This window comes from Actinosynnema sp. NPDC053489 (assembly GCF_044544865.1).
In the GTDB taxonomy this organism is placed as follows: Bacteria; Actinomycetota; Actinomycetes; order Mycobacteriales; family Pseudonocardiaceae; genus Actinosynnema.
Map to the genome: position 1 here is coordinate 335,477 of NZ_JBITXT010000002.1, position 22,333 is coordinate 357,809.

At 73.3% G+C, this 22,333-nt stretch carries 23 protein-coding genes, 1 pseudogene and 1 riboswitch; of the genes and pseudogenes, 6 read left to right on the plus strand and 18 right to left on the minus strand.

The features are described 5' to 3' along the window. Together ACIGNX_RS04625 and ACIGNX_RS04630 are read right to left on the minus strand one after the other, a co-directional pair. Nucleotides 1-459 (minus strand): GNAT family N-acetyltransferase, encoded by a 459-nt coding sequence (locus tag ACIGNX_RS04625; RefSeq protein WP_396536295.1) that lies wholly within the window; start codon nucleotides 457-459, stop codon nucleotides 1-3. 4 nt (nucleotides 460-463) lie between these two features. Continuing rightward, nucleotides 464-1,573, minus strand: a complete 1,110-nt coding sequence (locus tag ACIGNX_RS04630; protein ID WP_396536297.1) for a winged helix DNA-binding domain-containing protein — start codon at nucleotides 1,571-1,573, stop codon at nucleotides 464-466. A 122-nt stretch (nucleotides 1,574-1,695) separates the two neighbouring features. Here ACIGNX_RS04630 and ACIGNX_RS04635 point away from each other — a divergent pair, with 122 nt between their 5' ends. The 3 genes from ACIGNX_RS04635 to ACIGNX_RS04645 all read left to right on the plus strand — a co-directional run bounded on the left by ACIGNX_RS04635 (nucleotide 1,696) and on the right by ACIGNX_RS04645 (nucleotide 3,703). Continuing rightward, nucleotides 1,696-2,619: an SPFH domain-containing protein gene (locus tag ACIGNX_RS04635; protein ID WP_396536299.1), complete on the plus strand. Its 924-nt coding sequence runs from the start codon at nucleotides 1,696-1,698 to the stop codon at nucleotides 2,617-2,619. A 1-nt stretch (nucleotide 2,620) separates the two neighbouring features. Beyond that, nucleotides 2,621-2,836 (plus strand): hypothetical protein, encoded by a 216-nt coding sequence (locus tag ACIGNX_RS04640; protein ID WP_396536301.1) that lies wholly within the window; start codon nucleotides 2,621-2,623, stop codon nucleotides 2,834-2,836. Nucleotides 2,837-2,923: 87 nt separating this feature from the next. Beyond that, nucleotides 2,924-3,703, plus strand: a complete 780-nt coding sequence (locus ACIGNX_RS04645; protein ID WP_396536303.1) for a VOC family protein — start codon at nucleotides 2,924-2,926, stop codon at nucleotides 3,701-3,703. On the opposite strand, the gene ACIGNX_RS04650 is transcribed toward ACIGNX_RS04645, so the two are convergent. Next, nucleotides 3,672-4,475: a sulfite exporter TauE/SafE family protein gene (locus tag ACIGNX_RS04650; RefSeq protein ID WP_396536305.1), complete on the minus strand. Its 804-nt coding sequence runs from the start codon at nucleotides 4,473-4,475 to the stop codon at nucleotides 3,672-3,674. The genes ACIGNX_RS04645 and ACIGNX_RS04650 overlap by 32 nt on opposite strands. A 164-nt stretch (nucleotides 4,476-4,639) precedes the next feature. Between ACIGNX_RS04650 and ACIGNX_RS04655 the strand changes: the two genes are divergently transcribed. Beyond that, nucleotides 4,640-6,919: a glycoside hydrolase family 3 N-terminal domain-containing protein gene (locus tag ACIGNX_RS04655; protein WP_396536307.1), complete on the plus strand. Its 2,280-nt coding sequence runs from the start codon at nucleotides 4,640-4,642 to the stop codon at nucleotides 6,917-6,919. Nucleotides 6,920-7,045: 126 nt separating this feature from the next. After that, nucleotides 7,046-7,306, plus strand: a complete 261-nt coding sequence (gene rpsT, locus ACIGNX_RS04660; protein ID WP_396536309.1) for a 30S ribosomal protein S20 — start codon at nucleotides 7,046-7,048, stop codon at nucleotides 7,304-7,306. 233 nt (nucleotides 7,307-7,539) lie between these two features. On the opposite strand, the gene holA is transcribed toward rpsT, so the two are convergent. Beyond that, the gene (holA, locus tag ACIGNX_RS04665; protein ID WP_396536311.1) at nucleotides 7,540-8,523 is read right to left on the minus strand and encodes a DNA polymerase III subunit delta; all 984 of its coding nucleotides are present in this window, start codon (nucleotides 8,521-8,523) and stop codon (nucleotides 7,540-7,542) included. Between the two features lie 95 nt (nucleotides 8,524-8,618). Beyond that, a riboswitch (SAM riboswitch) is annotated at nucleotides 8,619-8,733 on the plus strand. Between the two features lie 11 nt (nucleotides 8,734-8,744). Between holA and thrC the strand changes: the two genes are divergently transcribed. After that, nucleotides 8,745-10,007: a threonine synthase gene (gene thrC, locus ACIGNX_RS04670; protein ID WP_396536313.1), complete on the plus strand. Its 1,263-nt coding sequence runs from the start codon at nucleotides 8,745-8,747 to the stop codon at nucleotides 10,005-10,007. Between the two features lie 728 nt (nucleotides 10,008-10,735). On the opposite strand, the pseudogene ACIGNX_RS04675 reads toward thrC, so the two are convergent. The 14 genes and pseudogenes from ACIGNX_RS04675 to ACIGNX_RS04740 all read right to left on the minus strand — a co-directional run. After that, nucleotides 10,736-13,006 (minus strand): annotated as a pseudogene (locus ACIGNX_RS04675) (DNA internalization-related competence protein ComEC/Rec2); the annotation flags it as partial. A gap of 61 nt (nucleotides 13,007-13,067) precedes the next feature. After that, the gene (locus ACIGNX_RS04680; protein WP_396536315.1) at nucleotides 13,068-13,226 is read right to left on the minus strand and encodes a hypothetical protein; all 159 of its coding nucleotides are present in this window, start codon (nucleotides 13,224-13,226) and stop codon (nucleotides 13,068-13,070) included. A gap of 28 nt (nucleotides 13,227-13,254) precedes the next feature. Further along, a complete protein-coding gene (locus ACIGNX_RS04685) occupies nucleotides 13,255-13,977 on the minus strand; it encodes a ComEA family DNA-binding protein (RefSeq protein ID WP_396536317.1) in 723 nt (240 codons plus the stop codon). Nucleotides 13,978-14,063: 86 nt separating this feature from the next. Further along, entirely contained in the window at nucleotides 14,064-14,906 is an 843-nt protein-coding gene (locus tag ACIGNX_RS04690) for a DegV family protein (protein ID WP_396536319.1), read from the minus strand. A gap of 11 nt (nucleotides 14,907-14,917) precedes the next feature. Continuing rightward, nucleotides 14,918-15,649 carry a diglucosylglycerate octanoyltransferase gene (octT, locus tag ACIGNX_RS04695; RefSeq protein ID WP_396536321.1) on the minus strand — a complete coding sequence of 244 codons (732 nt, stop codon included), beginning with the start codon at nucleotides 15,647-15,649 and terminating at the stop codon, nucleotides 14,918-14,920. Further along, nucleotides 15,646-16,260, minus strand: a complete 615-nt coding sequence (locus tag ACIGNX_RS04700; protein ID WP_396536323.1) for a histidine phosphatase family protein — start codon at nucleotides 16,258-16,260, stop codon at nucleotides 15,646-15,648. Before ACIGNX_RS04700 ends, octT begins: the two co-directional genes overlap by 4 nt. Further along, nucleotides 16,257-16,643 (minus strand): ribosome silencing factor, encoded by a 387-nt coding sequence (gene rsfS / locus ACIGNX_RS04705; protein WP_396536325.1) that lies wholly within the window; start codon nucleotides 16,641-16,643, stop codon nucleotides 16,257-16,259. The genes ACIGNX_RS04700 and rsfS overlap by 4 nt, the downstream gene beginning before the upstream one ends. Before the next feature lie 70 nt (nucleotides 16,644-16,713). After that, nucleotides 16,714-17,307: a nicotinate-nucleotide adenylyltransferase gene (gene nadD / locus ACIGNX_RS04710; protein ID WP_396536327.1), complete on the minus strand. Its 594-nt coding sequence runs from the start codon at nucleotides 17,305-17,307 to the stop codon at nucleotides 16,714-16,716. A 197-nt stretch (nucleotides 17,308-17,504) separates the two neighbouring features. Further along, nucleotides 17,505-17,726: a ferredoxin gene (locus ACIGNX_RS04715; protein ID WP_396536329.1), complete on the minus strand. Its 222-nt coding sequence runs from the start codon at nucleotides 17,724-17,726 to the stop codon at nucleotides 17,505-17,507. A gap of 4 nt (nucleotides 17,727-17,730) precedes the next feature. Continuing rightward, on the minus strand, nucleotides 17,731-18,915 hold the full coding sequence (locus tag ACIGNX_RS04720) for a cytochrome P450 (protein ID WP_396536331.1): 1,185 nt from the start codon (nucleotides 18,913-18,915) through the stop codon (nucleotides 17,731-17,733). 121 nt (nucleotides 18,916-19,036) lie between these two features. Next, entirely contained in the window at nucleotides 19,037-19,258 is a 222-nt protein-coding gene (locus ACIGNX_RS04725) for a ferredoxin (protein WP_396536333.1), read from the minus strand. 4 nt (nucleotides 19,259-19,262) lie between these two features. Further along, on the minus strand, nucleotides 19,263-20,459 hold the full coding sequence (locus tag ACIGNX_RS04730) for a cytochrome P450 (protein WP_396536335.1): 1,197 nt from the start codon (nucleotides 20,457-20,459) through the stop codon (nucleotides 19,263-19,265). A 36-nt stretch (nucleotides 20,460-20,495) separates the two neighbouring features. Continuing rightward, complete coding sequence (locus tag ACIGNX_RS04735) at nucleotides 20,496-21,104, minus strand: TetR family transcriptional regulator (protein WP_396536337.1); 609 nt, start codon at nucleotides 21,102-21,104, stop codon at nucleotides 20,496-20,498. Beyond that, on the minus strand, nucleotides 21,062-22,327 hold the full coding sequence (locus ACIGNX_RS04740; protein ID WP_396536339.1) for a glutamate-5-semialdehyde dehydrogenase: 1,266 nt from the start codon (nucleotides 22,325-22,327) through the stop codon (nucleotides 21,062-21,064). Before ACIGNX_RS04740 ends, ACIGNX_RS04735 begins: the two co-directional genes overlap by 43 nt. Nucleotides 22,328-22,333 lie beyond the last annotated feature (6 nt).

The following is a 22,333-nucleotide window of genomic DNA, read 5'->3' on the forward strand; positions in this document are numbered from 1 at the left end:
TCACACGCGCAGCGCGAGCGCCATTCGCACGTGGTCGCCCTCGCGGTCGACCTCGCGCCAGCCGTGGTCGGCGTAGAAGCGCCGGGCGCGGTGGTTCTCGGCGAACACGTCGAGGGTCGCCGTCCGCACGCCGAGGTCGCGCAGCTCGGCCATCGCCGCCTCGTGCAGCGCGTGGCCGACACCCCGGCCCCAGCAGCGCGGGTCCACCTGGAGCTGCAGGAGCGCGCCGCCGGACGTGACCAGGGCGAACCCGGCGAACGCGTGGTCCAGCTCGGCGCACAGCCACACCCGGTCGGGCTTGTCGAAGGCGTAGCCGGTGGCCCGCGCGGACCGCTCCCACTCGGCCAGCTCGGCCTCGGGCACGTGGCCCTCGTAGTAGCTGCGCCGGGCCTTGACGTAGACGTCGACCAGCGGCCACCTGTCCTCCGCCCGCGGCGGGCGCACGGTGATCGTCCCCATGGTGTCAAGGACGCGGCGCCGCCGGGGAGGTTGTCCGCACCTCGTGCCGCGGCGCGTCCGGCGCGAGGAACGCCAGCAGCCGGGCGGCTTCCCGTTCCACCTCGTCGGGGTCGGGCAGCCGGTGGAACGGCCGCAGTTCCAGCGTGGCCACGCCCTTGCCGCGGTGCAGCCTCCAGTCGCCCGCCGTGACGCCGTCGACCAGGAAGAACTGCGGCACGGGGCCGTGCGGGTCGTAGTTCTGCGCCCGCACGTCGCCGGTGACCACCCGGCGGCGGTCGGCGTGCGAGAGCAGCAGGTTGTCGTAGTCGTAGAGGAACCGCGGCGGCGCGGGCACGTCCTCGTCCGGCCGGGGCGCGTCGGGCAGGTCGAACAGCTCCTGGCCGTCCTCGTCGCGCAACCGCAGCAGCGGCAGCCGCTCGACCACCTCGCGCAGCCTCGTGAGGCCGGACCAGGTCTGCACGTCCTTCACCGTCGCCGGTCCGAAGGCGGCGAGGTAGCGCAGCACCAGGTCGGCCAGGCGCGGCTCGTCCGCCGCGGGCGCGCCCAGCCAGGCTTCCGGGGTGGTGTGCGCGACCGGACCGCTGCGGCCCCACACCCCGCGTGGCGGGACCTGCACCAGCGGCACCAGGCACCGGACCACGTGGGCGAGGGACCCGGGCGCGTGCCCGGGCCACCGCTCGTGCAGCAGCGCGCCCACCTCCTTCTGGGTGCGGGGCTTCTCGGCCAGCAGCGCCCGTGCGGCGGCGACCACGGCCCCCACGTCCAGCTCGCGCCCGTCCCGGCCGCGCGTGTGGTCGCGGGTGAGCCCGCGGTCGAGCACGGGTTGGACCGCCGGGCGCAGGGCGAGCGCGTCCCGGGCGGTGACCAGGTGGATCGTCGACCGCATCACGGCCATGCGCACCAGTTCGCGGTTCAGGAGGAGGTCCGCCGCCCGGCCGGGGGTGAAGTCGGCGACGCGCGACCACAGGCCCGTGTACCAGGTGTGCGGCGTCTGGGCCTGCAACCCGACCAGGTGGGCGACGACCTCGGGCACCGCCGCCGCGGTCCGGTCGAGCAGGAACTGGCGGGCCAGGGTGGCGCGGCCGAGGGCGCGGCGGCTCAGAACCGGGGTCATGACGCCCACCGTAGGAGCCATCGCGGTCACCCCCGGTCCTCGATGTGGGGCGGCTTGCCCGCGCCCGCGAAAAAGTGATATCACTTTGCTAAGCGAGGGATATGAACGACGAGGGGTGCGAGATGGACGTGGCGACGGACGTGGCGGTGCGGATGCCGGCTCCGGTGGTCCGGGAGCGGGGGGCGAGATCGGTCTCCGGGTGGGGCGTGCTGGCCGCCGTGGTGGTCGGCGCGCTGCTGGGGGCGGCCGTCCTGGCCCTCGGCTCGATCCCCGGCGACGACGGGCCGAGCGTGCCCGGGATCGTGGGCGGCGCCCTGCTGCTCGCGGCCTCGATCACCGTCAGCGCCGGGCTGTTCACCGTCGCGCCGGGCGAGTCGCGGGTGCTCCAGTTCGCCGGCCGCTACACCGGCACCGTCCGCGAGGACGGCCTGCGCTGGGCCAACCCGTTCACCACGAAGGTGAAGGTGTCGACCCGGATCCGCAACCACGAGACCGCGACGCTGAAGGTCAACGACGCCGACGGCAACCCGATCGAGATCGCCGCCGTGGTGGTCTGGCAGGTCGAGGACACCGCGCGGGCGAAGTTCGAGGTCGACGACTTCGTGCGGTTCGTCGGCATCCAGACCGAGACCGCGGTGCGGCACATCGCCACCAGCTACCCCTACGACAACCACGACGGGACGGGCCTGTCGCTGCGGGAGAACGCCGACGAGATCACCGAGACGCTGTCGGTGGAGATCGCGGCCCGGGTGCAGGCGGCCGGCGTGAAGGTGATCGAATCCCGCCTCACGCACCTGGCCTACGCTCCGGAGATCGCGCAGGCGATGTTGCAGCGCCAGCAGGCGGGCGCGGTGGTCGCGGCGCGGTCGCGGATCGTGGAGGGCGCGGTCGGCATGGTGCAGCTCGCGCTGGACCGGCTCGCCGAGGAGGACGTGGTGGAACTGGACGAGGAGCGCAAGGCGGCGATGGTGTCCAACCTGCTGGTCGTGCTCTGCGGCGACCGATCCACCCAGCCCGTGGTCAACGCCGGGTCGCTGTACACCTGAGGTGGGCGAGCGCAAGAGCGTCCTGCTGCGCCTCGACCCGGCGGTGCACGACGCGCTGACGAGGTGGGCGAACGACGAGCTGCGCAGCACCAACGCGCAGATCGAGTTCCTGCTGCGCCGCGCGCTCGCCGAGGCGGGCAGGCTGCCCAACGGCGCCGCCGCCCCGCCCAGGCGGGGCCGCCCCCGCAAGACCGACGGGCAGGACCGGGACCAGTAGTCCGACGCCGTCGGCGCGACCACCGCGCCGGCGGCGTTCGCCGTGATCGACTCGCGGAGGCCGCCGACCGGTGCGACGGTGGGCCGGGTGAGCGAGAGGGACTCCCCGTACGCGCCGGGCACGCCCGCGTGGGTCGACATGATGACCACCGACCGCGCCGCCACCGCGGAGTTCTACGGCGGCCTGTTCGGCTGGGACTTCGAGGTCGGCGGCCCGGAGACCGGACACTACACGATGGCCCTGGTGCGCGGGCGGCCCGTGGCGGGGTTCGGCGAGATGCCGTCGGACGCGATGTTCCCCGTGGTGTGGACGACCTTCCTCGCCACCGACGACCTGGACGAGTCGCTGGAGGCGCTCAACGCCAACGGCGGCAAGGTGCTCGTGCCGGAGTTCGACACCGGCGGGCCGGGGCGCGGTGCGATCGCGGTCGACCCGTGCGGCGCGGCGTTCGGGTTGTGGGAGGCCGGCACGCACATCGGCGCGTACGTGGTGAACGAGCCCGGCGCGGTGGTGTGGAACGAGCTGGCGACCCGGGACCCGTTCGGCGCGGCCGAGTTCTACCGGCAGGTGTTCGGCGTGGGGCTCGACCCGTTGCCCGACTTCCCGTACACGCAGCTGCGGGTCGACGGCCGGGCGGTGGCGGGCGTGTTCGGGATGTCCAACGACATCCCGGCCGAGATCCCGCCGCACTGGATGACCTACTTCGCGGTCGCCGACGCCGACGCGGCGGCCAGGAGGGTGGTCGAGCTGGGCGGCGTCACGGTCGGCGACGTGGTCGAGTCGCGGTTCGGCCGGTTCACCACGGTCGGCGACCCGATGGGCGCGACGTTCCGGGTCATCCAACCGCCGCCTTCCACCCCAGACTGACCACCAGCGCCACCACGACGGTGAGGAACACCCGGCGCACGAACGCCGACCCGCGCCGGACCGCCAGCCGCGCGCCGAACACCGCGCCGGCCACGTTGCACAGCGCGAGCACCACGCCCAAGCCCCACAACACCTTGCCCGCCGGGACGAAGTACAGCAGGGCACCCAGGTTCGTGGCCACGTTCACGACCTTGGCCGTGGCCGAGGCGCGCAGGAACGCGAACCCGACCAGGCCCACGAGCAGGAACACGAGGAATGCGCCCGTACCGGGTCCGGCCAGGCCGTCGTAGAAGCCGATCACCGCCCCGCCCACGGCCATCACGCCGATCTGCGCGAAGCGCGGGAACCTCGGCTCCTCGGCCACGCCCAGCTCCGGCTTGCGCCACGTGTAGAGGCCGACGCCGACGAGCGCGACGAGCACCACGCCGTTCAGCACCCCGGGCGGCAGCGCGCCCGCGAACGCCGCGCCGCCCACGGCCCCGGCGAACGCCGCCACCGCCATCGGCACCGCCGACGTCCAGTCGACCGGGGTCTGGCGGGCGTAGGTGCGCACCGCGGCCGCCGTGCCGACCACGGCGGCGACCTTGTTGGTGGCCAGCGCGTACAGCGGCTGGCCACCGGGGGCGATGAGCAGCAGCGCGGGCAGCTGCACGAGCCCGCCGCCCCCCACCACCGCGTCGACCGCGCCCGCGAGGGCGGCGGCCAGGCAGAGGAACAGCAGGGCGGCGAGAGAGATCTGGCCGAAGCCGGGCCAGTCGAGGGCGGCGGTCACCCGTCCAGCGTAATAGGACGCTTGTACCGATTTTGAGCAGGACGTTCTCCGCCGCAGGTCCGCGATGTGGGAACGCTCCCAAATAGCCCGTTCAGCCCTGTTGTGCGCCAGATCACGCGGGAAGGGTGATCCCCGGCGTTCCCGATCCACGCAGGAGGTTCTCGGTGTTGAGATCCCGCAAGCGGACCGCGGTGGCGGCGCTGGTCGCGGTGGCCCTCTTGGTCACCGGCGCGCAGGCGAGCGGCATCATCGAGCCGTCCGGACAGGACTACCAGGACGCGCGGGCGCCGGTCGACCGCCGGGTCGACAGCCTCCTCAGGCGGATGACCCTGGAGGAGAAGGTCGGCCAGATGACCCAGATCCGGCTGGGCAAGCTGCGCGGCAACTGCGAGTGGAACCCCGGTCCGCTGCGCGAGGACTGCATGAAGGCCGTGCTGGAGGACGCGAAGGTCGGCTCCATCCTGTCCGGCGGCGGGGACGCGCCGAACCCGAACACGCCCCGCGCGTGGGCGGAGATGACCAACGCCGTCCAGAAGTACGCGCTGGACCACAGCAGGCTGCGCATCCCGCTGATCTACGGCGCGGACGGCGTGCACGGCCACTCGAACGTGCTCAGCGCCACCATGTTCCCCCACCAGATCGGCCTGGGCGCCACGTGGGACCCGCAGCTGCTGGAGCAGCTCGGCGCGTCCACCGGCCGGGCCATGCGCGCCACCGGCGTGTTCTGGAACTTCGCGCCGGTGTCCGACATCGCCCGCGACACCCGCTGGGGCCGCTACTACGAGACCTACGGCGAGGACCCGGTGCTGGCCGGCACGCTGGCGGCGGCGAACGTGCGGGGGCAGCAGTCCGAGCCGACCGACGGCACTGCCCGGCTCACCGCGACGGCCAAGCACTTCGCGGGCTACTCCGAGCCGTTCAACGGCCACGACCGGGCGCCCGCGCAACTGCCCGTCCGGTACCTCCAGGACACCGTGCTGCCCGCGTTCCAGCCGCAGTTCGACGCGGGCGTCGGCACCGTGATGATCAATTCGGGCGCGGTGAACGGCGTGCCCGCGCACGCGTCCAAGTACCTGCTGACCACCCAGTTGCGCGACCGGATGGGGTTCCGGGGCGTGGCGGTCACCGACTGGGAGGACATCCGGTTCCTGGTCGACCGCTACCACGTGGCGGCCGACTACGAGGAGGCCATCGCGATGGCCGTCAACGCGGGCGTGGACATGGCGATGGAGCCCTCCGACGCGGCCGGGTTCACCGCGGGGCTGCTCGCGGGCGTGCGCGGCGGCGCGATCCCCGGCAAGCGGATCGACGAGGCCGTGCGGCGTATCCTGAAGCTCAAGTTCGGCCTCGGGCTGTTCGAGAAGCCGTTCGTGGACGTCGAGAAGGCCGACGCGATCGTCAACGGCGCGGACCGGGCGCTGGCCCGCCGGGCGGCGGCGGAGAGCGCCGTGCTGCTGCGCAACGACGGCGTGCTGCCACTGTCGACCGGCGCGCGCAAGCTCGTGGTGACCGGTGACGCGGCCGACTCCGTGGCCCGCCAGCTGGGCGGCTGGTCGGTCGGCTGGCAAGGCGTGCCCGCCGGGTCGCCGCCGCCGCAGGCGGTGACCGTGCTCCAGGGCATCAAGGCCGCCGCGCCGTCCGCGAACGTGGTGGGCGCTCCGACCCAGGCGGACGCCGTGGCTCAGGCCGCCGACGCCGACGCCGTGGTGGTCGTGCTCGGCGAGGACCCCGGCGCGGAGGGCGAGGCGGACACCGAGGAGCCCGCGCTGACGGCCGAGCAGCAGGGCCTGGTGGCCGCGGTGCGCGCGACGGGCAAGCCGGTCGTGGTGGTGCTGCTGACCGGCCGGCCGCAGGTGCTCGGCGCGGTGGCGGACGCCCCGGCGCTGGTCGCGGGCTGGCTGCCGGGCTCGGAGGGCGGCGGCGCGATCGCCGACGTGCTGTTCGGCGAGGTGAACCCGAGCGGGAAGCTGCCGGTGTCGTGGCCCAAGTCGGTCGGCGACCAGCCGTTCTCCTACGACCAGCTGCGCGGGGCGAACACGGTGGCGGGCTCGGGGTACGACCCGGCGTTCGCGTTCGGGCACGGCCTGTCGTACACGACGTTCACCACGTCCGCGCCGACGGTGAAGTCCGCGGAGGTGCGGCGGGAGGACCGGGTGACCGTGTCGGTGACCGTGGCCAACACCGGTTCGCGGGACGGCGCGCTGGTCGTGCCCGTGTACGTGCACCAGCCGGTGAGCAAGGTGCTCACACCGGACAAGCGCCTGGTCGGCTTCACCCGCGTGGCGTTGAAGGCGGGCGAGTCGCGGGCGGTCGAGGTGGCGTTCGACGTGCGGCGGCTCGCCGTGACGCCGGGTGACGTCGACGGCACGGACAAGCCGGAGGTCGCCAAGGGCGGTTACGAGGTCGTGGTCGGCGACGGGAGGGCTCGATTCACGGTGCGGTGAGCTGCCCTGATATCCTTCTCCGCCGTACCGCGCGGCATTCCGCTGTGGAGGAAGACCGCCCCTCGCGGGGCGGAGCCGGTGACAGGCGCGGTGCGACTCCGAGACCGAGGAAAAGGTGGCTTTCGCGTGGCGAACATCAAGTCCCAGCTGAAGCGGATCAAGACGAACGAGAAGGCGCGCCTGCGCAACAAGGCCGTCAAGTCGTCCCTCAAGACCGCGATCCGCAAGTTCCGTGAGGCCGCCGAGGCCGGTGACAAGGAGAAGGCCGTCGCGCTGGCGCGGGAGGCTTCCCGCAAGCTCGACAAGGCCGTCACCAAGGGCGTCATCCACGCCAACCAGGCCGCCAACAAGAAGTCGGCGCTGGCGCGGCGCGCCAACCAGATCTGATCTGGTCCGACGTCGAAGCGCCGCCCATCCCGCACGGGGTGGGCGGCGCTTTTTCGTGCCTGCGCGTTCGCGCGCCGTCCCCGCGCCCCCCGGCCGCACCACCGCTCGTTCAGCACTACTCGTCCAGCGCCGCTCGCTCAGCACCACTCGTCCAGCGCCGCCCGCCCAGCGCCGCTCGCTCAGCACCACTCGTCCAGCGCCGCCCGCCCAGCACCGCGTCGCGGCTCCGCGTCTCAGCGCCGCTCGTAAGCCGCGACGATCTTGAGCACGGCCCGCTCCAGGGCGTAGCCGGAGTCGGCCGCGACCCCCTTGACGTCGGCGTTCAGGTCCGCGACCACCGCCATCGCCGCCGCGAGCCCCCGGTCCTCCCAGCCACGCGACTGGCCCTGGGCCTTCTTCACCTTCCACGGCGGCATGCCCAGCTCTCCCGCCAGCTTGAACGGGTCGCCGCGACCGACCGCCGACACCCGCGCGATCGTCCGCACCGCGTCGGCCAGCGCGTCGGCGACCAGCACGTGCGGCACGCCGAGCTGGAGCGCCCACCGCAGCGCCTCCAGCGCACCGGCCCGGTCGCCCATCACGGCCTTCTCCGCCACCGCGAACCCGGTCACCTCGGCCCGGCCCCGGTGGTAGCGGCGAACGGCCTCGGCGTCGACCTTGCCACCCGTGTCCGCGACGAGCTGCGACGCCGCCGCCGCCAACTCGCGCAGGTCCGACCCGACCGCCTCGATCAGCGCCGCGACGGCCTCCGGATCGGCCTTCCCGCCACCCGCCGCGCGGATCTCGTTGCGCACGAACGCCTCGCGGTCCGCCGCCTTGGTGATCTTCGGGCACTCGGTGACCCGCGCGCCGGCCTTGCGCAGCGCCGCCGGCAGCTCCTTGGCCACCTTGCTGCGCCCGCCGCCACTGTGGACGACCACCAGCGTCACCCCGTCCGCCGGCGCCTTGGCGTAGGCGACGACGGCGTCGGCGATCTCCTTGCCGCACTCCTGCGCGGCCTCCAGCGCGACCACCCGCCCCTCGGCGAACAGCGACGGGCTGACCAGTTCGGCCAGCTCGGGAGGGGTGAGATCGGTCACGCGGACCCGGGTCAGGTCCGCCTGCGGGTCGGCCTTGCGCGCCACCGCCAACGCACCGCGCACCGCGCGCTCGACCAGCAACTCCTCCTCGCCGACGACCAGGTGCACGGCGTCGGGCGTCTCAGCGGGCGCACTCACGCCGCGATCCTCCCACGGCCGACCGACGTCCGGATGGTGGACGTCTCTGGCTACGGATCGGGATCGTGACGTAAGTTGAAGCCACAACTGAATACCGCTCATCCAGAGGGGCAGAGGGATCGGCCCGAAGAAGCCCCGGCAACCCGTCGCGCAGCGTCCGCTGTGCGACCACGGTGCCAATTCCGACCCGCGACGCGGGAAAGATGAGGAGATACCTCGCGATGACTTCTGTCACTGTGCCCTCGGCCACCACCTCCTTCGACCTCGGTCCCGCTCGCGCGCTGTCGTGTCGCGAATGCGGCCACGAGACGCCGCTCGCCGCCGAATACGCCTGTCTCGAGTGTTTCGGGCCGCTGGAAGTGGCCTACGACTTCGGCCGGGTCCGCCGCGAGGACATCGAGGCGGGCCCCCGGTCCATCTGGCGCTACCGCAGCCTGCTCCCCGTGCCCTCCACCGTCGAGTCGCACCCCAACACCAACCCCGGCGGCACCCGCCTGGTCGAGGCCGACCGCCTCGCCAAGGCCCTCGGCGTGCGCAAGGTGTGGGTGAAGGACGACACCGGCAACCCGACCCACTCCTTCAAGGACCGCGTCGTCGGCGTCGCCCTCGCCGCCGCCCGTGAACTGGGCTTCAAGGTCCTGGCCTGCCCGTCCACCGGCAACCTGGCCAACGCCGTCGCCGCCGCCGCGGCCCGCGCGGGTTGGCGGTCGGTGGTGCTGGTGCCGTCCACGCTGGAGCAGGCGAAGATCCTCATGACCGCCGTCTACGACGGCAACCTGATCACCGTCGACGGCAACTACGACGACGTGAACCGGCTGGCGCAGGAACTGGCCGCCGAGCACGAGGACTGGGCGTTCGTCAACGTCAACGTCCGCCCCTACTACGCCGAGGGCTCCAAGACGCTCGGGTACGAGGTCGCCGAGCAGCTCGGCTGGCGGCTGCCCGACCAGGTCGTGGTGCCCATCGCCTCCGGCTCGCAGTTGACCAAGGTCGACAAGGCGTTCCGCGAACTGGGCGAACTGGACCTGGTCGACCAGACCCCGTACCGCGTGTTCGGCGCGCAGGCCACCGGCTGCTCCCCCGTCGCGTCCGCCTTCAAGGCCGGCCACGACGTGGTCACCCCCGTCCGCCCGGACACCATCGCCCGCTCGCTGGCGATCGGCGCGCCCGCCGACGGCCCCTACGTGCTGGACGCCGTCCGCCGCACCAACGGCGCGATCGAGGACGTCACCGACGAAGAGGTGGTCGAGGGCATCCGCCTGCTGGCCCGGACCGAGGGCATCTTCGCCGAAACCGCCGGCGGCGTCACCGTCGCGACCGCGAAGAAGCTCATCGAGACCGGCCAACTGGACCCGGACGGCGAGACGGTGCTCCTGATCACCGGCGACGGCCTGAAGACCCTGGACGCCCTGGGCGACCGGGTGGGCCCCCGCGCCAACGTCCCCCCGTCCGCCGAGGCCGTCCTGAAGGCCCTCCAGGACTGACCCCACCGGACCACCCGGTCGGGGACCGACCCACGGATGCCGGCCCCCGGCCGACCGTCCGCCCGGCGGTGCGGCCGGCCCCGGTGCGTCGGCGCTCCGGACCGCGGCGGCCAGCGACTCGGCAGCGGTCGAAGCTTTGGCGGCGGCCGGGTTGTGGGGTACCGGTCCGTTGGCAGGGCGCTCGTCGGGGGCGGTTCGGGTGGTGGCCGTGGTGTCGTCGTGGTGGCGGTCACAGGGCGATCCTCGAGGAGCGCAGCCAACCCGTTCGGGGGAAGGCAGCCAGTTCCGGCAGGACGTGCGGGCCGACCGGTTCGGTGATCACCCGCCACGCGGTCAGCAGTTGTGGCCACGGACGTTCCGCCTTGTCCTGGTTGTAGCGCTCCGAGTGCCATTCCTCCGGGGGTATGACGAGGTCGGCGTCGAACAGCGCGTCGGCGACCAGGCGGTAGGCCGAGTCCGCCGACGGCACCTGCGCCATGCGGACCACGCCGACGACGGTCGCCCTGGCCACGACGCCGCGACCGCCGCCGCCGGGCAGGTCCTCGCACACGTAGTAGGTGAAAGCGGGCCGCAGTTCGTCGCGCGGCCAGGGTTGGGCGGTGTAGCCGGGCTGCCACAGCGCCCACGCCACGGCCCGGTTGTCGCCTCGCGGCGACCAGCCGGAGTGCAATCGGATCCACACGTCGTTCCTCATGGTTCTCCCCTTGTCCGTTGTTCGAATCCGCGCCGCCCCTGCGGGCGACCCTCGGCCCGTCCGGGCCTGCCAGGACGGCCGTGTCGCCGTCCCGGTCCGTGCGCAGCACCAGCGCGCCCTGGCGCGCCAACGCGTCGACCAGCACCCGGCTGGGGTGGCCGTAGCGGTTGCCCGCCCCGACGCTCACCAGCGCCACCCGCGGCCGCACCGCCGCGAGGAACACCGGTGACGAGTACCGAGACCCGTGGTGCGGCACCTTGAGCACGTCGGCCCGCAGGTCCACGTGCCCACCGAGCAGGTCCGCCTGCCCGGCCAGTTCGATGTCGCCGGTCAGCAACACCCGCCCCGCCGCGGTGGAGGCCCGCAGCACGAGCGACCCGTCGTTGACCGCCGTGTTCTCGTCCCCCACCGGGCGCCCGCGCGGTCCCAGCACGTCGAGGTCCAGCCCCGGCCAGCCCAACCGCTGCCCCGCGCCCAGCTCGACCACGCGGACCCCGGCCGCCCGCGCCTGTCCCGTCACCTCCTCCCACGCCCACCCGGGCTGTCGCGACGGCCCCACCGCCACCGCGCCCACTTCCCGCTCCGCCAGCACCGCCGCCAACCCACCGACGTGGTCGGCGTGCAGGTGGCTGAGCACCACCAACGGAATCCGTCGCACCCCCAACCGGCGCAGGCACGACAGCACCGGCACCGGGTCGGGCCCCGTGTCCACCAGCACCGCCCGGTCCCGCTCGGCGGTGGCCAGGACCACCGCGTCGCCCTGCCCCACGTCACACGCCACGACCGACCAGCCGGCGGCCGGCCAACCGGGCGAGACGACGTTCAGCGGCACGATCACCACCACCGCGCCGACCGCGGCCGCCACGACCAGCGTCCGGAGCCGCCGGAGCCGGAGGACCACCCAGCCGAGCAGCAGCACGACGGCCAACAACACCCCGCCACCCCAGCCGCCGGGCCACCCGACCGCCGCACCCGGCACGGCCGCCGCGTGCCTGCCCACGGTGATCAGCCAGCCCACCGCCGGACCGGCCACCTCGACCACCAGCCGTGCCGACGGCTCGTGCAGCGGTGCCACCACGGTGGCCAGCACCCCGAGCACGGTCGCCGGCGCCACGACCGGGGCGACCAGCAGGTTCGCCACCACCGCGACCAGGCTCACCTGGCCGGAGAGCCCGGCGACCAGCGGCGCGGTCGCCAGGTTCGCGGCCACCGGCACCGCCAGCGCCTCGGCGAAGCCCGCCGGGACGCCCCGCTCCTTCATGGCGGCGGCCCACCTCGGCCCGAGCAGCACCAACGCCGCCGTCGCCGCCACCGACAACCCGAACCCCGGCTCGGTGGCCAGCTCCGGGTCGTAGAGCACCAGGACCACCACCGCGGCCGCGAGCGCCGGCACCGCCGACCTCTCCCGCCCCAGCACCAGCGCGAGCAACGCCACCGCGCCCATCACGGCGGCCCGCAGCACGCTCGGCTCCGGCCCGGCCAGCACCACGAACCCGACCAGCGCCGCCATCGCACCCGCCGCACTGCCCCGCGGTCCGACCCGCAACAGCCGCAGCAGCAACAGGACCGCCCCGCAGAGGATCGCCAGGTTCGCCCCGCTGACCGCCAGCACGTGCGCCAACCCGGCCGTGCGGAACTCCTCCACGACCCTCGGTGGGAGGCCCGAGGTGTCACCCACCACCAGCGCGGGCAGCAGCCCCGCCGGTTCCGGGTCGAGAGCCGTGCTCGCGCCGCGCAACCCGGATCGCAGATCCTCGGCGACCCGTTGCCACACGGGTGCTCCGGTCACGTCCTGCGGCGGCCCGCGCACCCGCAGCACCGCCACCGTCAGGTCGCCACCGCGGGGCGGGACGAGGGTGCCGCGCGCTGTCACCTCCTGGCCCGGCAACAGATCACGCCACCGGGGAGCCGGCGCGAGCACGGTGATCCTGCCGCCCTCGGCGAGCGTGCCCCGCACCAGCACCATGTCGACACCACCGGCACGTGAGCCGAAACCACTGCTGCGCAAGCCGTGCGGCCGGTTGTCGAGTTCGAAGTGGACGGTCGCGGTCGCCCCGCTCACCGCCGCCGCCCGCAACGGGTGGTGGACCGCTGCGTGCGCCTGGGCCCCGATCCAGCAGGCCGCCACCGGAGCGGCGACCGCCACGGCCACCGCGGCGGGCCGCCACCGGCGCAGGAGAACGCCACCGAGCACCGCGGCGACCAGACCGACCACCAGGGCCAGCCACCACGCGACCAACAGCCCGGCCAGGGCCGTCGCCCACACGGTGAGGGCCGCCGGCACGAGGTGCGCCCTGGGGTTCACGGCTCCGTCCTCCGATCAAGTGCTCACGCCGGCGTGCGGTCGAGTGCGGGCTTCGGGATGGTCAGGAACCCGTCCAGCGGAACCTCGACAAGGTGGTGAGACGGGTGACGGCGGTTCGGATCACCCGACGGACGCGGCCGGGCAGGCGTCGAGAACGGCCGGTGTCGGTCAGGCGCTGGTTGGTGAAGGCGACGGTCGAGGGCTTCTCGGGGACGGTCATCGGTGCTCCAGGAATGAATGGGAGGTGGCTAGAGGCGGACCAGGTCGCGGAGCTTGGCGAGTTTCGCGTCGCCGATGCCCTCGACCTCGCCCAGTTGGTTGAGGGAGGTGAACGGACCCTGTTTCTGCCGCCGGTCGATGATCCGTTGCGCCGTCACCGGGCCGACCCCGGGCAGCGCGTCGAGCTGGTCCTTCGTGGCGGTGTTGAGGTTCAGCGGCGCGGTCGCCGCTTCGGTGGGTTGCGGCACCGGGATGCCGACGGCTATCTGCTCGCCGTCGGTGACCTTGCGGGCGAGGTTGAGCGCGGTCAGGTCGGCACCCGGCGCGGCTCCGCCCGCCGCTTGCAGCGCGTCGGCCACCCGGGAGCCGTTCGGGACCGTCACCAGGCCCGGCGTCGGCACCAGGCCCACCACGTTGACGATCAGCTGTTCCTCGGCCCTGGTGACGGCGGCGGCCTCGGCCACCGGCAGGGCGGGCGGGCTCTCCGGCACGGGCCGCTGCCACCACAGGGCCAGGGCGACCACCAGCGCCACACCGGCCATGACGCCTGCCAGCAGGATCCTGCGGCGGTGCGGGAGGGCGGGCTCGGGCAACCAGCGCCGCACCAGGTGACGCAAGGGGTGGGGTGGGTCCGCGCCGGCGGACGAGACGAAGACCAGCGTTTCCGAGTCCTCGGCGCGGTGCTTGCCCCGCCCCTGGGCGATCAGGGCCTTCAGGCGGGCGGTCGTGGTTTCCGGGTTCTTGTCGAACATGCGGTCGACGTTAGGCCGGGTGGAGCAGCGCGGGACGGGCTTGTTCGCGATCTGTGGACAACTCGCCGAATGATGGATAACGACGGTCAGGGCAGCCCGCCGGGCAGCACCACCACGCCCAGCACCCCCGGCCCGGTGTGCGCCCCGATCACCGCCCCGACCTCGGAGATCAGGCATCCGGTCGAGCCCGGCACCCGTTCGTCCAGCAACGTCGCCAGCTCCGCCGCGCGCTCCGGCGCGGCCAGGTGGTGGACAGCCAGCCCGACCCGGCCGGAACCCGCCGCCGACGCCGCCAGGTCCACCAGGCGCCCGATCGCCCGGCTCATCGTGCGCACCTTCTCCAACGGCACGATCCGACCGTCGTCCACGTGCAACAGCGGCTTCACCGCCAGCGCGGTGCCGACCAGCGCGGCGGCGGCGCCGATCCGCCCGCCCCGGCGCAGATGGTCCAGCGTCTCCACGCAGAAGAACATCCGGATCCGGTCCGCGGCGGCCACCGCGGCCTCCTCGGCGTGCGCGGCGTCACCCCCGGAGGCGCACGCGGCCAGGGCGGCGAAGCCCAGGCCCATGCCCGTGGCCCGCGAGTCGACCACCCTGATCCGGGTCGGGTCGACCTCCTCCGCGGCCAGCCGCGCGGCCTCCCACGTGCCCGAGAGGTCGCGCGACAGGTGCACGGACACGATCCCGTCCGCACCCCCCGCCAGCACCGACCGGTACACCTCGGCCAGCTCCCCCGGCGTGGGCCGCGACGTCGTCACCCGGCGGTGCTCCCCCAGCGCGGTGGCCAGCTCCGCCGGACCGAAGTCCACCCCGTCCAACCTGCTGCGACCGTCCACCGCCACGTGCAGCGGCACGACCCGGATGCCGTTGCGCTCGGCGAACCCCTCGGGCAGGTACGCCGTGGAGTCGGTGACGATCGTGGTGGACACGAGTGCCGAGACTACGGCTCCCCCGCACCCGGGTGGCCGACCGCCACGGACCTGATCAGTTCCGCCACGGCCCGCCCGACCAGCTCGTGGCCCTCCCAGCCCCAGTGCATGCCGTCCGGGTTGCCCCTGCGCGACCGCACGTGCTCGGCCACCAGCGGCGGCACGTCCAGCAGTGGCACGTCCGCCCCACACGCCCACTCGCGCAGCGCGCGCTCGCCCGCCGCACGGCCGCTGTGGACACCCGCGTAGGCCGCCGAACAGTGCACCGAAGGCGTCATCCCGACCACCCCGATGCCCGGAGCGAGCGCCCGCACGGCACGCACCGAGTCGTCCAGGTAACGCACGGTCAGGCGGGGCGGCAGCGCCACCGGGTACCCGCGGAACGCCCGCGACAGCACCGGCTGCAACGTCCGGTACCCGGACCGCGCGCGCCGCCGCAGCCCGTCCGGGCGCAGGTAGCGCAGCCCTTGCCGCAGGTAGGTGGGCAGTGGCGACGGCAGCGTGTCCATGTGCCCCACGGCCAGCACCACGACGTCCGTGCGCGGCAGCAACGACCACACCCGCGGGTCGCCGGTCAACGACCACCAGGCGTCACGGGCGGTCCAGCCGAACCCCGCCGCCAGCTCCGCGTGCCCGCCCAACGCGGACGCGGCGACGTTCGGCCACAACCGCGGGTGGTCGGCGGGCAGCGGGCCCTCCGGACCGTGGAACGAGAGCGAATCGCCGAGGACGAGCAACCTCACCGGGTGATTCCGGCGTTGTACGACGACAGCCGCCACCTGCCGTCGCCCTGCGGCCGGCGCGCGAACACCGTCCAGTGGCAGTTGCCGATGCCGCCCAGCAGCGCCCAGCGGTCGACCGGCAGCTCCAGCAACCGCCCGGTCAACGCGCTGATCAGGCCACCGTGCGCGCACAGCATGACCGTGCCCGAGTACTCCCGGTCCACCTCGTCGACCACGGCGAGCGCGCGCTCGGCCACTTCCACGCGCGTCTCGCCGTCCGGCGGGGCCAGGGTGCCGTCCGCGCGCCACAGGTCCAGCGCGCCCGGCCACTCCACCTCGATCTCGGCCGAGGTCAGCCCCTGCCACTTGCCCAGGTGCGTCTCGCGCAGCCGCTGGTCGACGCGCAGCCCGACGCCGGTGACCTCGGTGAACACGGTGGCCGTGTCCCGGGCCCGGCGCAGGTCGGAGGCGACCACCAACTCGGGCGTGAACCCGGCGAGCACCGGCACCGCGAACCGCGCCTGGTTCCACCCGGTCTCGGTCAGCGCCGAGTCGAGGTGGCCCTGCATGCGGCCGGTCGCGTTGTAGTCGGTCTCACCGTGCCGCCACAGCACGAGCCGGTTCAGGGTCATACCTCGGCGACCTCGTCGGCCGGGGGCCCGGCGTCGAACTCGATGCGCGGGCAGTCCTTCCACAGCCGCTCCAGGCCGTAGAACGTGCGCTCCTCGACGTGCTGGACGTGCACGACCACGTCCACGAAGTCGAGCAGGACCCACCGGCCCTCGCGCGCGCCCTCGCGGCGGACCGGCTTGCGCCCGGCCTCGCGCATCTTCTCCTCGACGTTGTCCACGATCGCGCCCACCTGCCGCTCGTTCGGAGCGGAGGCGATCACGAAGCAGTCGGTGATCACCAACTGGTCGGACACGTCGAGCACGATCACGTCGTGCGCCTTCTTGTCGGCCGCCGCGCTCGCGGCGACCAGCGCCAACCGTCGTGCCTCGTCGGTGGCTGCCACGTCACTCCTCATCACACCGGCGGGCGCCGTTACGCCCGCACGAGTCAATGAGGGTACCGGCGTCCCCGGCTCAGTCCGGCATCGAGTAAAGCCGGCGCTTGCTGATGTACTGCACGACACCGTCGGGGACGAGGTACCAGACGGGCAGGCCGGAGGCCGTCCGGTCCCGCACGGCGGTCGAGGAGATGGCCATCGCGGGCACCTCCACCAGCGACACCGCGCCCGGCGGCAGGTGGGTGTCGACCAGCTCATAACCCGGTCGGGTGACACCGATGAAGTGGGCGAGGCCGAACACGTCGTCGGCGCGCCGCCAGGACAGGATCTGCTCCAACGCGTCCGCGCCGGTGATGAAGAACAGGTCCGCGTCCGGGTGGCTCCGCTTGAGGTCGGTCAGCGTGTCGACGGTGTAGGTCGGCCCCGGTCGGTCGATGTCCACCCGGCTGACCGAGAACCGCGGGTTGGACGCGGTGGCGATGACCGTCATCAGGTAGCGGTCCTCGGCGGGGCTGACCTCCCGCTCGCTCTTCTGCCACGGCTGGCCCGTGGGCACGAAGACCACCTCGTCGAGCTCGAAGCGGGCCTGGACCTCGCTGGCGGCCACGAGGTGGCCGTGGTGCACCGGGTCGAAGGTGCCGCCCATGACCCCGATCCGCCGGTTCGACATGGGACGTGAGCCTAGTTCGGGTGGTGCGCGGGCGGCCGGTCGCTCCCCGAAAGGCCGCCCGCGCACTCGTCGCCCCGTCGCGGCCCCGGGGGAGCGGGCTGCGGCGCGGACCGCGCGGCCCACCCCGAAACCAGGGCCGCGCGGTGGGGGGACGCGCACGTCAGGCGACTATGACGCGATCGGCTGGAATATTTTCCTCACAGCTGCGGGGCGAGCACGGTGCCGTCCGCCGAACGCACCAGGATCGCCTCCATCGGGCACGACTCGGCCGCGTCGATCACCGCGTCGTCGGGGTCCACGTTCGGGTCGACCGGCCGCGACGTGCCGCCTTCCAGCCGGAAGTGGTCCGGCGCGATCGACGTGCACATGCCCGTGCCCAGGCACGCTCCCCGGTCGACCTCGATCGTCCACTCGCTCATGGGTCTACCACCTCACCAGTAGGCGTTCGGGGCCTCGCACCAGCCTGCCCTTCTTGAACACCACGTCGCCGGCCAACTCCAGGTGCGGGAACCTATTGAGCAAGGTCGAGATGGTGACCTGCAACTCCATCCTTGCCAGGGGCGCGCCGATGCAGTGGTGCACGCCGTGCCCGAACGCGAAGTGCGGGTTGTGCGGTCGGTGGAAGTCCAGCTCGTGGGGGTTCGGGAACACCGCCGGGTCGCGGTTGGCCACCAGCCCGTCCACGAACACCGCCTCGCCGGCGCGGATCGTCACGCCGGACAGCTCCACGTCGGCGGTGGCGATCCGGGGGAAGCCCGGCGCGCCGGACAGCTTGGTGATCCGCAGCAGCTCCTCCACGGCGGCGGGCAGCAGGCCCGGGTCCGCCCGCAGCTCGGCCAGCCGGTCCGGGTGCGTCAGCAGCTGGTGGACGAAGTTGCCGATCTCGCTGCCCGTGGTCTCGTGGCCGGCGATGAGCAGCGTGACGCCGAACGAGACCAGCTCCTCCTCGGTCAGCCGGTCGTCGTTGTCGTGCGCGTGCACCAGCACGGTGAGCATGTCGTCGGCCGGGTGCGCGCGCTTGTCCTCGACCAGCTCGCGGATGTACGCGCGCAGCGCCGCCGCCCCGGCCTCGATCTCCGGCACGGTGAACGCGGTGATCGCCACGGCCGCGTCGGACCACTCGCGGAACTTCACCCGGTCCAGCTTCGGCACGCCCAGCATCTCGCTGATCAACGTGATGGCCACCGGCATGGCCAGCGCGTCGACCAGGTCGGCGGGCGGGCCCTGGTCGACCATCGCGTCCAGCAGGTCGTCCACGATCCGCTGGGCGCGTTCGCGCAACTGCTCCGTGCGGCGGGCGGTGAACGCCTTGGCCAGGATGCGGCGCAGCCGGGTGTGCTCCGGCGGGTCCATGCTGAGGATGGTGGTGATGGCCGGCACCTCGGGCATGGTCCGCGGCGGGTCGTAGTCGGCGTCCATCACCGGCGCGCGGCTGAACCTCGGGTCCGCCAGCACGACCTTCGCGTCGGCGTAGCGGGTGACCAGCCAGGCCTCCCGCCCGTACGGCAGGCGCACCCTCGCCACCGGCTCGTCCCGCTGGAGTTGGAGGTAGGTCTCGTGGACGACGAGGTCGTCGGGTTCGGGGAACGGGTAGGGCCTGGCCGCCATCGCGAGATCCCCCACTGCCGGTGAGCACCTGGTCCTGACAGTAGGTACCCGACCGCGTGCCGCGGGGTGTGCTCCGCGACGCCGCTACGGCTTCGCGCGGCGGCGCTGCGGAGCCCCGCGGCTACAGCTCCGGCGCGAGCACGGTCCCGTCCGCCGAACGCACCAGGATCGCCTCCATCGGGCACGACTCGGCCGCGTCGACCACCGCGTCGTCCGGCTCGACCTCCGGGTCGACCGGCGTCGACGTGCCGCCTTCCAGCCGGAAGTGGTCCGGCGCGATCGACGTGCACATGCCCGTGCCCAGGCACGCGCCGCGGTCGACCGAGATCGTCCACTCGCTCATGGGTCTACCACCTCACCGGGAGGGCCTGCGGGCCGCGGATGAGCCGGCCCTTCTTGAACGTCACGTCGCCGTCGAGCCGCAGGCCCGGGAAGCGCGAGACGAGCGTCCCGATGGCGACCTGGAGCTCCATCCGGGCCAGGGGCGCGCCGATGCAGTGGTGCGCGCCGTGGCCGAACATGATGTGCGGGTTGTGCTCGCGGTGGAAGTCCAGCTCGTGGGGGTTGGCGAACACCGCCGGGTCGCGGTTGGCGGTGACGTTGTTGACGAACACCGCGTCACCGGGCTTGATCGTCACGCCGGACAGCTCCACCTCGGCGGTCGCGATGCGCGGGAAGCCCGCCGAGCCCCCCAGAGCGGTGAACCTCAGCAGCTCCTCGACCGCCGCCGGCACCAGCGACGGGTCGGTGCGCAGCTCCTCCAGCCGCTCGGGCGCGCGCAGCAGCTGGAACACGAAGTTGCCGATCTGGTTGGCGGTGGTCTCGTGGCCCGCCACCAGCAGCGTCACGCCGAACGAGATCAGCTCCTCCTCGCTGAGCCGGTCCTCGTTGTCCCGTGCGGCGATCAGCACGGACAGCATGTCGTCGGCCGGCTCGGCGCGCTTGTGGGCGATCAGCTCGCTGATGTAGGCGCGCAGCGCCTCGCGGCCCGCCGTGATCTCCTCGTGGGTGAACGCGGTGATCGCCACCGCGGCCTCCGACCAGGCCCGGAACTGCTTGCGGTCCTCGAACGGCACGCCCAGCATCTCGCAGATGATCGTGATGGGCAGCGGCATGGCCAGCGCCTCGACCAGGTCGGCGGGCGGCCCCTGCTCCCGCATCGCGTCCAGCAGGCCGTCCACGATCTCCTGGGCGCGTTCCCGCAGCTGCTCGGTGCGGCGGGCGGTGAACCCCTTCGCGACCAGCTTGCGCAACCGGGTGTGGTCCGGCGGGTCCATGCTCAGGATGGAAGTCTCGGTCGGCATCACGGGCAGGGTGCGCGGCACGTCGGCGCCGGGCTCCATCACGGCCGCGCGGCTGAACCTCGGGTCGGCCAGCACGGTCTTGACGTCCTCGTAGCGGGTGGCCAGCCACGCCTCGCCGCCGTACGGCAGGCGCACCCGGGCCACCGGCTCGTCCCGCTGCAGCTCGAAGTACGTCGGGTTGATCCGGAGGTGGTCGAGTTCGGCGAACGGATAGGACCTGGTCTGCATCGGTACCCCCATGTAAGCACTCGCTTACATCCGACAGTAGGCAGGTCGTCACGCACCGTCAACCGGGTTCGCGTGTTCCAGCAGGACGGACGCCGCCCGCGCCACCAGGGTCGCGACGGTCTCCGGGTCGGCGTCCGCGAGGGGCTGCTTGCCGAACAACCCGCGCAGCACGCCGATGCCCACGACCCACGCCAGGACGAGGTCCCCTCGCAGCTCCGCGTCGTCGGCGTTCGTCAGGGAGGAGAGAGCGCGCGCGTACTCCTCCCCCAGTTGCCGCCGCACGAGTTCCGCCGCCGAGTCGTGGTGCGAGGACCGCAGCACCGCGTACAACGGGTGGTCCTCGCGCCTCGGCTTCTCCTCCATCACCCGCAGCAGCACGTTGCGCAGCAGGTGCTCGGCGGGCGAGTCCTCCAGCAGCTCGCGGCTCCGCGTGGCGAGCACGGTCGCGAACAGGGCGTCCTTGCTGCCGTAGTAGCGGAACAGCAGGGCCTGGTTCACGCCCGCCTCGCGCGCGATGTCACGCACCGTGGTGCGGTCGTACCCGCGTTCGGCGAACAGCGCCGTGGCGGCGTCCAGCAACGCCGCCTTCGTCGCGGCGGCGTCCCGGGGTCTGCTCACGACGTCGGCCGGACGTGCCCCTCGCCCCAGACGACCCATTTGGACGAGGTCAGCTCGGTCAGCCCCATCGGGCCGCGGGCGTGCAGCTTCTGCGTGGAGATGCCGATCTCCGCGCCCATGCCGAACTCGCCTCCGTCGGTGAACGCGGTGGAGGCGTTGACCATGACCGCCGCCGCGTCGACGCGCGCGGTGAACCGGCGGGCCGCGTTCAGGTCGCCGGTGACGATGGCCTCGGTGTGGCCGGAGCCGTGCTCGGCGATGTGGGCGATGGCCTCGTCGATGGAGCCGACCACGCGGGCGGCGATGTCCAGCGACAGGTACTCGGTGTCCCAGTCCTCGTCGGTGGCGGCCTGGACCCGGGGGTCGCGGGCGAACCGCTCGTCGCCGTGGATGGTGACGTCCTGCGCGTTCAGCGCCTCGGTGATGCGGGGCACGAACTCGTCCGCGACGGCCGCGTGCACCAGCAGCGACTCGGCCGCGTTGCACACGCTCGTGCGGCGGGTCTTGGAGTTGAGCACGATGCGCTGCGCCATGTCGAGGTCGGCGCTCGCGTCCACGTACACGTGCACGTTGCCCACGCCGGTCTCGATGGTCGGCACGGTGGCCTGCTGCACGACGGCGTTGATCAGGCCCGCGCCGCCGCGCGGGATCACCAGGTCGACCAGGCCGCGCGCGGTGATGAGGTGGGTGACCGAGGCGCGGTCGTGGCACGGCAGCAGCTGCACGGCGTCGGCGGGCAGGCCCGCGGTCTCCAGCGCGTCGCGCAGGATCGCGACCAGCGCGGTGTTCGAGTGCTCGGCGGTGGACGAGCCGCGCAGCAGGGCCGCGTTGCCGGACTTGAGCGCCAGGCCTGCGGCGTCCACGGTGACGTTCGGGCGGGCCTCGTAGACCATGCCGACCACGCCCATCGGGACGCGGACCTGCTTCAGCTCCAGGCCGTTGGGCAGGATCGAGCCGCGCAGCACCTCGCCGATCGGGTCCGCGAGGCCGGCGACCGTCTCCAGGCCCCCGGCCACGCCCTCGATGCGCGCCTCGGTGAGCGTGAGGCGGTCGAGCAGGCCCCGGGTGAGGCCGGCGGCACGGCCGGCTTCCAGGTCCTTGGCGTTGGCCTCCAGCACCTCGGTGGCGCGGGTGCGCAGCGCCGAGGCCATCTCGTGCAGTGCGGCGTCCTTGCTCTGCCGGGTGGCGAGGACGAGCTCGTTGGCGGCGACGCGGGCGCGCCGGGCCGCGGCGTGCACCTGTTCGCGCAGGTCATCAGTCACGTCATC